Annotated in this window: 10 protein-coding genes and 1 tRNA gene; 10 read left to right on the plus strand and 1 reads right to left on the minus strand. The window is 63.4% G+C overall.

The window, feature by feature from the left end; translation table 11 throughout:
* Nucleotides 1–163: 163 nt before the first annotated feature.
* The 10 genes from B2R83_RS03765 to B2R83_RS03810 all read left to right on the plus strand — a co-directional run bounded on the left by B2R83_RS03765 (nucleotide 164) and on the right by B2R83_RS03810 (nucleotide 11,641).
* Entirely contained in the window at nucleotides 164–706 is a 543-nt protein-coding gene (locus tag B2R83_RS03765) for a DUF4402 domain-containing protein (protein WP_036215162.1), read from the plus strand.
* A gap of 34 nt (nucleotides 707–740) precedes the next feature.
* A complete protein-coding gene (locus B2R83_RS03770; protein ID WP_292038333.1) occupies nucleotides 741–1,241 on the plus strand; it encodes a DUF4402 domain-containing protein in 501 nt (166 codons plus the stop codon).
* A gap of 15 nt (nucleotides 1,242–1,256) precedes the next feature.
* Nucleotides 1,257–2,123 (plus strand): fimbrial biogenesis chaperone, encoded by an 867-nt coding sequence (locus B2R83_RS03775; protein ID WP_292038335.1) that lies wholly within the window; start codon nucleotides 1,257–1,259, stop codon nucleotides 2,121–2,123.
* 133 nt (nucleotides 2,124–2,256) lie between these two features.
* Nucleotides 2,257–4,836 carry a hypothetical protein gene (locus tag B2R83_RS03780; RefSeq protein WP_292038336.1) on the plus strand — a complete coding sequence of 860 codons (2,580 nt, stop codon included), beginning with the start codon at nucleotides 2,257–2,259 and terminating at the stop codon, nucleotides 4,834–4,836.
* Nucleotides 4,837–4,912: 76 nt separating this feature from the next.
* On the plus strand, nucleotides 4,913–6,121 hold the full coding sequence (locus tag B2R83_RS03785; RefSeq protein ID WP_292038337.1) for an NAD(P)/FAD-dependent oxidoreductase: 1,209 nt from the start codon (nucleotides 4,913–4,915) through the stop codon (nucleotides 6,119–6,121).
* A gap of 98 nt (nucleotides 6,122–6,219) precedes the next feature.
* Complete coding sequence (gene rpsU / locus B2R83_RS03790) at nucleotides 6,220–6,432, plus strand: 30S ribosomal protein S21 (protein ID WP_005665410.1); 213 nt, start codon at nucleotides 6,220–6,222, stop codon at nucleotides 6,430–6,432.
* Between the two features lie 138 nt (nucleotides 6,433–6,570).
* The gene (locus B2R83_RS03795; protein WP_209587495.1) at nucleotides 6,571–7,020 is read left to right on the plus strand and encodes a GatB/YqeY domain-containing protein; all 450 of its coding nucleotides are present in this window, start codon (nucleotides 6,571–6,573) and stop codon (nucleotides 7,018–7,020) included.
* 139 nt (nucleotides 7,021–7,159) lie between these two features.
* A complete protein-coding gene (gene dnaG, locus B2R83_RS03800) occupies nucleotides 7,160–8,956 on the plus strand; it encodes a DNA primase (RefSeq protein ID WP_292038338.1) in 1,797 nt (598 codons plus the stop codon).
* Nucleotides 8,957–9,246: 290 nt separating this feature from the next.
* The gene (gene rpoD, locus B2R83_RS03805) at nucleotides 9,247–11,442 is read left to right on the plus strand and encodes an RNA polymerase sigma factor RpoD (RefSeq protein WP_409265677.1); all 2,196 of its coding nucleotides are present in this window, start codon (nucleotides 9,247–9,249) and stop codon (nucleotides 11,440–11,442) included.
* A 120-nt stretch (nucleotides 11,443–11,562) separates the two neighbouring features.
* Nucleotides 11,563–11,641 (plus strand) — tRNA-Ile (locus B2R83_RS03810).
* Nucleotides 11,642–11,666: 25 nt separating this feature from the next.
* Here the strand turns inward: B2R83_RS03810 and B2R83_RS03815 are convergent.
* Entirely contained in the window at nucleotides 11,667–12,716 is a 1,050-nt protein-coding gene (locus B2R83_RS03815) for a tyrosine-type recombinase/integrase (protein ID WP_292038339.1), read from the minus strand.
* Nucleotides 12,717–13,176 lie beyond the last annotated feature (460 nt).

Raw genomic sequence — 13,176 nt, forward strand, 5'->3', positions numbered from 1 at the left:
CATGATTTTTCTCGATGAGTCACTACTATTTTCTTGCAACATAGCAAAACGATACCGAACGGCAACGTTTATAGTTTCCTCTGTGACACTTTGTAGTCCGGTTCGTAAAACAAGCAGCCCTAGCTAGCAATCAAGCTCCATCACTATCTGAAGGAAGACCAGAATGAGCAAGTACGCCCGCTTTACCAAGACCCACCTGTCGCTGGCTGCCCTGGCGCTGGCAGTCGCCGCCGCCACCGGCAGCGCCGTTGCCGCCGACACCACCGCGAATACCTCCGCCACCGTGATCGTCCCGATCGCGATCAGCAAAGTGACCGACCTGTCGTTCGGCAGCTTCGGGCGAGGTACCGGTGGTACGGTCACCCTCGCCACGAACGGCACGCGCACACTCGGTGGCGTAGTGGCAGGGGGCAGCGACGCGGCCACCGTCGCCGAGTTCGACGTGACCGGTGATGAAGGCAAGAACTTCACGGTCAGTGTCACGGTGACGACTCCCTTGACCCGGAGCGGCGGCACCGAGACGATGTCGTTCACGCCGATCAGCACCCTGACGCCGACGAATGAAACCTCGGCAACGGCCAGCGGCGGCACCCTGGGCGCCACCGGCGCGAAGATCTACGTGGGCGGCGTCCTGACCGTTGGCGCAACCCAGGTAGGCGGGGTCTACTCGGGCCAGATCACCGCCACCGTCGATTACGGCGTCTGAGCGCAGCGGTAGCGGCGCAGTCTTCGCCTGAATCATGTCGGCACGCCGTTGCCATGCATTCCGGGCCGCCGGCACGATCGTGCTGGCGGCGCTGGCCCTGCTCGGCCAGCATCAAGCCCATGCCCAGCAAGTCATGCTCACCCCAGGGAGCAACCTGGACTTCGGAAGTTTCATCGTCACCGGCGCCGGCACGATCACCCTCTTGCCGAACGGCGATCGTACAAGTTCGGGCGGCGTCATCCTCCTCAACTCCTCGCCAGCCCATGCTGCCAGCGTCAACGTGCGCCGGGATAATAGCGGCAGAGATAGAGGCGTCATCATTACCCTGCCTCCCAATGGCGGCGCCCGCTTGAGTAGTGGCGCCAGCAGCATGGTGCTCAATGCTATCAACAGCAACCCGCCGAGCCTGGCTTCAGTGCCAACCAGCAACGGCACGAACCTGTCGATCGGCGCGATCCTGGTCGTGGCGCCCAGGCAGCCGGCAGGCAGGTACACCGGCACGTTCAACGTGAACGTCACGCTCATTCAGAATTAGGCACAGGAATCCACCATGTTTTACCCCAAGTTCGCCTCCGCTTCCTTCGGCCGCCTGCGCCGGGCACTCTCCCTTGTGCTCGCATGTCTGCTGCTGGTGCCGTGTTCGCCTGCGTTTGCCGACCTCATGCTTCATCCGACGCGCATCGTCTTCGACAAGAACACGCGTGCGGCCCAGGTGCAGCTGATCAACAACGGCAGCAAACCGGCACGCTACCGGATCTCGCTGGTGAACCGACGCATGCTTGAATCCGGCCAGATCGAGCCGGCCGCGACCGCCATGGAAGGCGAGCGCTTCGCCGACGGCATGCTGCATTATTCGCCGCGCCAGGTGACGCTGCAGCCAGGCACCGCGCAGACGGTGCGCATCATGTTGCGCAAGCCCGCCGAATTGGCCGAAGGCGAATACCGTTCGCACCTGCTGTTCGACAAGCTGCCGGATGTCGAAGGCAGCGCCAGCATCGAGAACCGTAGCGTCGAGAACGGCCAGGTCGGCGTGGTGATCCAGACCCTGGTTGGCGCCGCGATGCCGGTGATCGTCCGCCACGGGAACCTCAGCGCGAACGTCAGCCTGGACGGGCTCGCCATCCAGAAGGATGCAAGCAGCTCCCCGAAGCTGGCGCTGCGCTTGCAGCGCGAAGGAAGCAGCTCGGTGTACGGCGACCTGAACGTGACTTTCACGCCGCGCGGCGGCAAGCCCCAGCATCTGGCGCAGATCGGCGGTATTGCCGTGCTTACGCCGAATCGCGTGCGCCGGGTCACGCTGCCGCTGCAGGTGCCGGCCGGCGTGGCGCTCTCTGGCGGCGCGATCGAGGTCAGCTACCGCGACCGCCCGGAAGCGGGCGGCAAGCTGCTGGCGGAGTCCAGCCTGGCCCTGCCGTGATGGCCCCAGGGCGTCCCCAGAAGATGTTTATTGAACAGTAATCATATTGCCGGGTCAACCGCCGGTTGGCCGGCAATATGCGCATTCGAGCACCATGCAGGGTTTCCGAACGGGCTTTCTTGTCGCAGGATTGATGTTGCTGCCGGCCTTGCAGCCGGCGGCGGCGGCATCGCCGTCGCAGCAATCCGAGGACAACCTCGTCCTGCTCGAAGTCCGACTCGGCAACCAGCTCCTGTCCGACGCCGTCACCGGGTATGAAATCGGGCGCGATGTCTTCCTGCCGCTCGGCGAGATGGCGCGCCTGCTGACGCTCGCCATCCGCGTGACGCCCGGAGAGGGCCGCGCCAGCGGCTATATCATTTCGGAAAGCCGCGGATTCAGCCTTGACGTGCCCGGCGGCGTCGCCGACATCGCGGGCCGGCACGAGAAGCTCGAGCGTTCGCAGTTCAAGCTGCAGTCCGACGAGATCTATGTGGCGAGCAAGGTACTGGCCCGCTGGCTGCCGGTAGACCTCGACCTCGACATGTCCAGCCTCGCCCTCAAGGTGCGCCCGCGCGAGCAGTTGCCGCTCCAGGCAAGGCTGGAGCGGCGCAAGCATGGCAGCCGGCCGGGCGCTCCCGGAGGCTATGTCGATCCGGGCTACCCGCGCCTGTCCGCGCCTTACCGGCTGGCCGGCGTGCCTTTCATCGACCAGACGATCGGGCTCACTGCCGGCAACGGCGGCGGGCGGCGCCAGGCGGACGCAAGCTACACCGCCTACCTGACCACCGACCTGCTGGGCATGGAGGCGACCCTGTATGCCAGCAGCAATCGCTACGATCCTTCGTCCGGCCTGCGCCTCACGCTGGGGCGCAACGACCCGGACGCCGGCCTGCTCGGCCCGCTCCATGCGCGTACCGCGCTGTTCGGCAGCGTGCCGCTGCCGGGCGTGAACAATATTTCCTCGAGCAGCCCGACCGGCAATGGCATGGTGCTCAGCAACCGTCCTCTCAACCAGCCCACCAGTTTCGACCGCCACAGCTTGCAGGGTGCGCTGCCGCCGGGCTGGGACGTCGAGCTGTACTACAACGACGCCCTGGTCGGGGTCCGCCAGTCGGGCCCGGACGGCAAGTACAGCTTCGAGGACCAGCCGCTGGCCTACGGTCCCAACGAGTTCAGGCTGGTGTTCCACGGCCCGCTGGGCCAGCTGCGCGTCGAGCGCCAGAGCTTCCTGCTGGAGCAGTCGGCCGTGCCGCGCGGCGCCTTGTACTACGACCTCGGCGCACACCGCGACGGGTTCGGGCGCCGGCGCGCCGTGGCGCAGTTCGAGTGGGGCATGAGCGAGCACCTCAACGCCACCGCCGGCTGGCAACGCGTGCCGACCTTCGACGGCGTCGGGCGCAGCTATGCCAACCTCGGCCTGCGCGGCTACTGGAACAGCTTCATCGCAACAGCGGATGCGGCCAGGGCGGACGACGGCGGCACGCTGGCGCAGCTGGGCCTGAAGACGCGCCTGGGCCGGGTCGCGGTGTCGGCCAGTCACGCGCGCCTGGATGGATTCAGCAGCGATTTCTTCCATCGGGGCGCGGACCCGGTACGTTCGCGCGACGAAGTACGCGCCGATGGCGTCCTGGGCGCCGGCGGAGCGCAATTCTTTCCGCTGGCGCTGCAGGTGCGGCATGACCGCTTGTCCTCGGGCACCCGCAACATCGAGGTGCAGGGGCGGATCTCGGCCTACCGTGACGGCTTCGCACTGACCAATGGGCTGCGCTGGCAGAGGCTGGGCGTCAACGAGCTGGCCGACGGCCAGTTCCAGGTGAGCCGGCGCGTGGCCGGCATCGGCCTGACCGGGCAGTTGCAGTACACGCTGTCGCCCGACACTGCGCTGGGCGCGGCGGCGGTCTCCGCCGACTACTACCTGCACAGCGGCTACCTGCTGAACCTCGGCCTCGCGCGCACATTCAAGGACCGCGAACTGCGGGCCACCGGCGCACTGAACAAGAGCCTGGGCAGCTACGGGCTCGGCATCAACGGCTATTATTCCAACCGCGGCGAGTATGGACTCGGCATGCAGTTCTTCATGGCCATGGGGCTGGAACCGAGGAGCGGTCGCATGGTGACCGACGCCCAGCCGATGGCGAACATGGGCGCGGCCTCGATCCGCGTGTTCCTCGACAAGGACCTGAACGGCGTCATGGACGGCGCCGACGAAGCCATCGCCGGCGCCGGTTTCATCGTCAATGGCGCCTACTACGCGGTACGCACCGATGCCAGCGGCATTGCCTACCTGCCGCGCTTGCTGGCCTACCAGCATACCGACATCGGCCTCGATCCGAATACGCTCGACGATCCGCAATGGCAACCGCGCACGCCCGGCGTGCGCATCCTGCCGCGTCCCGGCAATGTGAGCCAGGTCGAGTTCGCCGTGAACATGACGGGGGAAGTGGACGGCACCACCTACCTGTATGCCGACGGCAAGCGGCGCGCCGTCGGCGACCTGAAGCTGGAACTGGTCGACGCGTCGCGCAAGGTGGTGGCGACCATGACCAGCGCCGCCGACGGCTACTTCATCATCGGCGGGATTTTCCCGGGCGAGTACTTCCTGCGGGTGTCGCCGGAACAGCTCAAGCGCCTGGGCCTGACGGATACGGGCATGCACATCATCACGATCGCCAGCGACGGCACGGTGCTCAACGGGCGCGACCTGGACGTGCGGGCGGCGGACGGGAGCTAGCTTTCCGCCGCACCCCTGAACCGTATACAATGGCCGGTTTGGCGATTGACGGGCAACCGGCGGGACACGGCAGGACATGGCAAAACACTATGATGTAGCGGTAATCGGCGCAGGCGCCGCCGGCATGATGTGCGCGGCGGTGGCTGCCCAGCGCGGCAGGCGCGTGGTGCTGCTCGACCATGCCACCCGGCTGGCCGAAAAGATCCGCATCTCCGGCGGCGGCCGCTGCAATTTCACTAACATCGGCGCGGGTCCCGCCAACTTCCTGTCGCAGAACCCGCATTTCTGCCGCAGCGCGCTGTCGCGCTACACCGCGCAGGATTTTCTTGCCCTGGTCAAGAAACACCGCATCGCCTGGCACGAGAAGCACAAGGGCCAGCTGTTCTGCGACGACTCGTCAGAGAGAATCATCGGGATGCTGCGCGCCGAGTGCGATGCGGGCGACGTCAGCTGGCGCATGCCCTGCAAGGTCGGCAGCATCGAAAAGTCCGGCACAGGCTTTCACATCACGGCGGAAGGCGGCGACATCGCATGCGACAGCCTGGTGATCGCCACCGGCGGCCTGTCGATCCCGAAGATCGGCGCCACCGACCTGGGCTACCGCATCGCGAAGCAGTTCGACCTGCAGATCGTCGAACCGCGCCCGGGCCTGGTGCCGCTGACCTTCGATGGTCCCAGCTGGGAGGCCTTCGTTCCGCTGGCCGGCATCGCGCTGGAAGTGGAGGTGAGCACCGGCGGCAGCGGCAAGGGCAAGGCGCAGCGCGGCCACTTCCGCGAAGACCTGCTGTTCACCCACCGAGGCCTGTCGGGCCCGGCGATCCTGCAGATCTCGAGCTACTGGCAGCCCGGCACCCCGATCGTGCTCGACCTGCTGCCCGAGATGGACGTGGCCGAGGAGCTGATCGCGATGAAGACCACAGTCAGGAAGCAGCTCGGCAACGTGCTGGCGCAATGGCTGCCGGCGCGCCTGGCCGACGGCCTGCTGGTGGCCAACGGTTTCGCGCCGGACGCGCGCCTGGCCGACATGGCCGACGCCAAGCTGCGCAAGCTGGGCGACGCCATCAACCGCTGGGCCATCGTCCCGACCGGTTCGGAGGGCTACAAGAAGGCCGAGGTGACGCTGGGCGGCGTGGACACGCGCGAGCTGTCGCAGCAGACCATGATGGCGAACAAGGTGCCGGGCCTGTACTTCATCGGCGAAACGGTCGACGTGACCGGCTGGCTGGGCGGCTACAACTTCCAGTGGGCATGGGCTTCGGGCCATGCCGCGGGCAGCAGCGTTTGAGGTGTGTGGCAATTCTGGGACATTTGCTAAAAGCTTCCACTGATCGGCAAATGATGCTACACTTTCGTTCTTCCTAAATCCAACGGTTTCATTTTTACATGACCACTATCCGCCTTAAAGAAAACGAGCCGTTCGAAGTCGCTATGCGTCGCTTCAAGCGCACTATCGAAAAAACTGGTCTGCTGACCGAACTGCGCGCCCGCGAGTTCTACGAGAAGCCAACTGCAGAGCGCAAGCGCAAGCTGGCCGCCGCAGTCAAGCGTCACTACAAGCGCATCCGCAGCCAGCAGCTGCCGAAGAAGCTGTACTAATCAGACGGCATTGACGGCTTGCCCCGGTGACTTCAGTCCCGGCGAGTCGCTGAGCGTCCGCAAGCCCGCTCCGGTTTTTGCCGCGGCGGGTTTTGTCGTTTATATCCACCTAATTTACCTCTACCGGACGGAGAATCCATGAGCCTGAAAGCACAACTCACCGAGGACATGAAAGCCGCGATGCGCGCCAAGGAAAGCGCCCGCCTGGCCACCATCCGCCTGATCCTTGCCGAGATCAAGCGCAAGGAAGTCGACGAACAGATCGAGCTGGACGACACCCAGACCCTGGCCATCGTCGAGAAGATGATCAAGCAGCGCAAGGATTCGATCACCCAGTTCGAAGCCGGCGGCCGCGCCGACCTGGCCGATATCGAGAAAGCCGAGCTGGCGATCCTGTCGACCTACATGCCGGCCGGCTTGTCGGATGAGGAAATCGCCGCCGAAGTGGCGGCTGCCGTGGCCTCGACCGGCGCCGCCGGTCCGCAGGACATGGGCAAGGTGATGGGCGTGCTCAAGCCGAAGCTGGCTGGCCGTGCCGACATGACCGTGGTATCGGGCCTGGTGAAGAAGGCGCTGAGCGGCGGCTGAGCCGTCGTCGCGGCAGGGGGGAGGCCGCGATGCGCCTTTCCCACAGCCGACCCCATCCAAACGGATGCCTTGTCATAAATCAATTTGCAGTCACCGCTGCGGTATAGTCTGAGTTGAGACAAACACTGAGTACCTTCTAGTGATTCCGCAATCCTTCATTACCGATTTGCTCAACCGTGTCGACATCGTCGACATCGTCGGCCGCTACGTCCAGTTGAAAAAGGGCGGGGCCAACTACATGGGCCTGTGCCCGTTTCACAACGAAAAGTCCCCCAGCTTCACCGTCAGCCCGACCAAGCAGTTCTATCACTGCTTCGGCTGCGGCGCCCACGGCACCGCGATCGGCTTCCTGATCGAATACTCCGGCATGGGCTTCGTCGATGCCGTCAAGGACCTGGCCCAGAACGTGGGCATGGTGGTCCCGGACCAGGACGACAAGATCCCGCCGCAGCAGCGCGCCGCCCAGCAGGCCCAGTCGCTGGCGATGACCGAAGCGCTCACCCAGGCCTGCGCCTACTACCGCGCTCAGCTGCGCGAAGCGCCCAACGCCATCGCCTACCTGAAGAACCGCGGCCTTACCGGCGAGGTGGCGGCCCGTTTCGGCATGGGCTACGCCCCCGGCGGCTGGGACAACCTGCGCTCGGTCTTCTCCGACTACGACGCCCTGGCATTGGTCGAATCCGGCCTGGTGATCGACAAGGTCGATGAGGACGGCAACAACAAGAAACGCTACGACCGCTTCCGCGAGCGGATCATGTTCCCGATCCGCAATACCAAAGGGCAGGTGATCGGCTTCGGCGGCCGCGTGCTCGACGGCGGCGAACCGAAATACCTGAACTCGCCCGAAACGCCGCTGTTCCAGAAAGGTCTGGAGCTGTACGGCCTGTTCGAAGCGAGGCAGGCGATCCGCGACGCCGGCTACGTGCTGGTGACGGAAGGCTACATGGACGTGGTCGCCCTGGCCCAATTGGGCTTCCCGCAGGCCGTGGCGACGCTCGGCACCGCCTGCACCAGCACCCACGTGCAAAAGCTGCTGCGCCAGACCGACACCGTGATCTTCAGCTTCGACGGCGACAAGGCCGGCCGCCGCGCCGCGCGCCGCGCGCTGGAAGCCTGCCTGCCGCAGGTGACGGACGACAAGATCATCAAGTTCCTGTTCCTGCCGCAGGAGCACGACCCGGACAGCTTCGTGCGCGAGCGCGGCGCCGAGGCGTTTGAACAGGAAATCCTCGAGGCCATGCCGCTGTCGCAATTCCTGCTGCGCGAAGTGACGGCCGAGCACGATCTCGACACGCCCGAGGGCAGGGCCCATGCCCAGCACGAGGCCAAACCGATGCTGCAGGCGATGGCGCCGACCGCGCTGCGCCTGCAGATCGTGCGCGGGCTGGCGAACCTGACCGAATCGTCATCGGCCGAGATCGAATCGCTGTTCGAATTGTCTAAGCCCGTATCGGTCGTGCGCCGTGCGCCGCCGCGCCAGGGCCGTCCGAAACCGGTCGGGCTCGAGCTGCAGATGCTGCGCATCCTGGTGTCGCATCCGCACCTGGCGCAGCTGCTGAACGACGAGGCGCTGGCTTCGTTCGACTATTTCGGCCAGGAATCCGCCGACGCGCTGCGCCACTTGGTGCACCTGGCCCAAGGACTCGGCGACCATGGCACTTTCGCCGCCTTGTCACAAGGGTTAAAAGAAGTGACGGCAGAATACGACAGTTTGATCTCGGAAATCGCCGCGGAGCCGGAGTCGGACGTTGAGGCAGATCGCATCTGGCTGCTCAGTGCTGTGCGCCAAATCAAGAAGGACGTGTTGAATCAAGAGCTTAACCAGTTGTTTTCTTCGGGCCTGCCCCCAGATCAGGTAAGTGCTCGCTATCACGAAATCAAAGCTGCGCTGGGCATCCTGGAAAGCGAAGATGCGGCAGCAATGACCACCCGGTAAGGCCGTGGGACGGCCACAAGTGTGAACATTTGTGCAACTTGGAAAAATAGGGGTGCGTGCTATAATAAAACGCTAACTATTGCAACTGTTGAAACCATTTTTCGTTTCAATCGGGGCGTGGAGTTTCAGTTAGCGAGGCAACGGTTCGTTGCCTGCAGGGTGATGTAAGGTAACAAAAAACTTTATCTTTAACCATCGTAAAGTTAGTCGTTGTGACTTCGAAAGCGCCTGTGCCAACCAAGAAACCCGAAACCAAAGTGGCTGCAAAAACCACGAGAGCGTCCGCCAAGGTGGACAAAGGCCAAGACCAGGCCGAGGTTCGTACGGCGAGCCCGGCACCGGTTAACGCGACGACCGATGCGGCCGCACTGGCCGCCATCGACACGTCCGGTTACGTCCTGCCAACCGTCAAGGTCCCGGGACGCCGTGGCCGCAAGCCCAAGGAATTCACGCCCGAGAACGACGAGATCGCCGCACTGAACGCGGTCGAGCGCGCCGAACTGAAAGCCGCGGACAAGGCCAAGGCCAAGGACCGCAAGGCCAAGGAAAAAGCGCTGCTGAAGGACGCGTTCTCCTCGGATACCGAAGCGAGCGAAGAAGAGCTCGAGATCCGCCGCAACAAGCTCAAGGCCCTGATCAAGTCGGGCAAGGAGCGCGGCTTCCTCACGTACTCCGAGATCAACGACCACCTGCCGGACAACATCGTCGATCCGGAAGCGATCGAAGGCATCATCGGCACCTTCAACGACATGGGCATCGCCGTCTACGAGCATGCCCCTGACGCGGAAACCCTGCTGCTGTCCGATAACGTCCCGAACGTCACCAGCGACGACGAAGCCGAAGCGGCCGCCGAAGCGGCGCTGTCGACCGTCGACTCCGACTTCGGCCGCACCACCGACCCGGTGCGCATGTACATGCGCGAGATGGGCTCGGTCGAACTGCTGACCCGCGAAGGCGAGATCGAGATCGCCAAGCGCATCGAAGATGGCCTGAAGGACATGATCCAGGCCATCTCGGCCTGCCCGGTGACCATCGCCGAGATCATCGAGGCCGCCAACAAGATCGAGAAGGACGAGATCAAGATCGACGAGATCGTCGACGGCATGGTCGATCCGGACGAAGAAGAGAACACCTCGCCGACCGCGGTCGCTCCGACCTCGACCGACGACGAGGACGAGGACGAGGACGAAGCGGAAGAAGCCGAGGAAGAGGAAGAAGAGAGCAGCAGCGCCTCCGGCGCGGCCGGCTACTCGGCCGAGCAGCTCGAAGCCCTGAAGCAGTCCGCCCTCGAAAAGTTCGGCAACATCGCCGACCAGTTCGACAAGATGCGCAAGGCCTTCGAGAAGGACGGCTACAACAGCAAGGCCTATGTCAAGGCGCAGGACGCGATTTCCAACGAGCTGCTGGGCATCCGCTTCACGGCCAAGGTGGTCGAGAAGCTGTGCGACACCCTGCGCGGCCAGGTGGACGAAGTGCGCCACATCGAAAAGCAGATCCTGGACGTGGCCGTGAACCGCTGCGGCATGCCGCGCGCCCACTTCATCAAGGTCTTCCCGGGCAACGAGACCAACCTGGACTGGGTGGACGGCGAAGTGAATGCCGGCCACGCCTACAGCGCCATCCTGGGCCGTAACATCCCGACCATCAAGGAATTGCAGCAGCGCCTGATCGACCTGCAAGCTAGGGTCGTGCTGCCGCTGCCGGACCTGCGCAACATCAACCGCCAGATGGCTGCCGGCGAAATGAAGGCCCGTAAAGCCAAGCGCGAGATGACCGAGGCCAATTTGCGCCTGGTGATCTCGATCGCCAAGAAGTACACCAACCGCGGCCTGCAATTCCTCGACCTGATCCAGGAAGGCAACATCGGCCTGATGAAGGCGGTGGACAAGTTCGAATACCGCCGCGGCTATAAATTCTCGACCTATGCGACGTGGTGGATCCGCCAGGCAATCACCCGCTCGATCGCGGACCAGGCGCGCACCATCCGTATTCCGGTGCACATGATCGAGACCATCAACAAGATGAACCGGATCTCGCGCCAGATCCTGCAGGAGACCGGCGCCGAACCGGATCCGGCCACCCTCGCCATCAAGATGGAGATGCCGGAAGACAAAATCCGGAAAATCATGAAGATCGCGAAGGAGCCGATTTCGATGGAGACGCCGATCGGCGACGACGACGATTCGCACCTGGGCGACTTCATCGAGGACAACAACACGCTGGCGCCTTCGGACGCCGCGCTGCACGCCTCGATGCGCGGCGTGGTGAAGGACGTGCTCGATTCGCTGACCCCGCGCGAAGCCAAGGTGCTGCGCATGCGCTTCGGCATCGAAATGTCGACCGACCACACGCTGGAAGAGGTGGGTAAGCAGTTCGACGTCACCCGCGAGCGTATCCGCCAGATCGAAGCGAAGGCGCTGCGCAAGCTGCGTCACCCGTCGCGTTCGGACAAGCTGAAGAGCTTCCTCGAGGGTAGCGGCGGTTGAGTGTTGTAGTCTGAGCTTGACGGACCTACACTAAAGCAATATCCTCTCGCCACTCTGCTTCACGGTACCGCGCCGCTGAAGCGGGTGGCGAGATCACTTCTAGCCACTGTCCCGATTTCTGGGCCTCTAGCTCATGCCTGGTTAGAGCAGCGGACTCATAATCCGTTGGTGCCCGGTTCGACTCCGGGGAGGCCTACCAATATTTTTACTGCTGAATCAAAGGGTTACGGTCTTCCGTAGTCCCTTTTTTGTTCGTTCTGCAAACGGCGCTGTGACGTAATTGTGTCGTGCAGCAGGGTATCGATCACCGCCGCATTGCGTGCCATCTGCGCCGGTGCCAAATGCGCGTACCGCCGTACCATCTCCGCCGACTTCCATCCACCCATTTCCTGCAGGTCATACAAGGGTGTTCCGTGCTGGACCAGCCAACTGGCCCAGGTGTGGCGCAGGTCGTGCCAGCGGAAGTTCTCGATCTTGGCCCGTGCCAGGGCGCTGCGCCAGCCGCGGGTGTTGACCCACTTGATGGGCTTCCCTCGGTAGGTGAAGACACGCTCCGGATGCTTGCCGCGCTGGCGCTGCAGGATCTCGACGGCAAGGTCGTTCAGCGACACGTGCAGGTCGTCGCCATTCTTCGCATCCTCTCCGGCGATCCATGCCGTGCGGCGCTCCAAGTCGACCTGCGACCAGCACAGGCCGGTCATATTGCCTTGGCGGAGCCCCGTGGCCAGCGCGAACAGGACCATGTCGCGCTGGTGCTCGTGCAGCTCATCGAGAAGTGTCCGTGTCTGCTCCGGCGTGATCCAGCGCACCCGACGCTTCGGCTCCCTGTAGAGCGTTACCTTCGGCGCCTTATCGATCCATTCCCACTCATCGCAGGCCCGGCGCAGGATTGCGCGGATGAGGGCCAAGTGGCGGTTGGCGGTCGCAGCGCTGGCTTGGGACCGCTTGCGCGCCCCGATTCCTGCAACCACGTCACGCGTCACTTCTGTTAGCAATTTCCCTCCTAGATACTGCTCCAGCCAGCGCAGCTTGAGCACGTCGTCATGGTGCGTGCGCTTGTGGGACGTCTCCTCGAGCCATTTCGCTGCCGCCTCATCCCATGTGTACTGCCGCCGCTCTCCCAACCGATCAACCCGCCAACTCTCTGCCTTGAGCCGGTCGTGAAGCTCCTGCGCTTCCAGCTTATTGCTCGTGTCGGCAGAGCGCCTGATGCGTTCCCCCGACACCGTAGTGAAATCGATCCACCACATGTTGTCGCGTTTGTAAAGTGACATGGTCAATACTCCTGTTCGATGTCACTTGCGGCGCTTGCCAATTCCTACAGTAGCTTAGATTTTTTCACCTGCAAAGCGACTTCGGTTGACCTAGGCAAGTTCTTCCATGATGACAGCAAGCCAAGACTTTGCGCCACTGAGATTGCGTGAAGTCAAGTTTTGGTTCTACGTAAGATCTACGATCGAGCTTTACGCGACTGCTTCAGGGAAATTCAAGCACGCCATCAGTGCGTTTTATTGCCCAGTCCCTAATTATCTTCGCGGAGTTACTGACGTGATTCTCAATAAAGTACCGTTCAGTGTTTCCAGCCTGACTGAAGCGAATCGTCCAATCCGGCTGTGAACCGCCCCGGCTTTTGTGGAGGCCGGTTAGTGTGAGTCAGGCCGGGACGGCTTGACTGCTCAGTTGCTTGTAATAGTTTGCCTCAGCTTCGGCCAGCGGTATATAGCCGAGCGGTTC

The organism is Massilia sp. UBA6681, from assembly GCF_002454935.1.
Classification (GTDB): domain Bacteria; phylum Pseudomonadota; class Gammaproteobacteria; order Burkholderiales; family Burkholderiaceae_D; genus Telluria; species Telluria varians.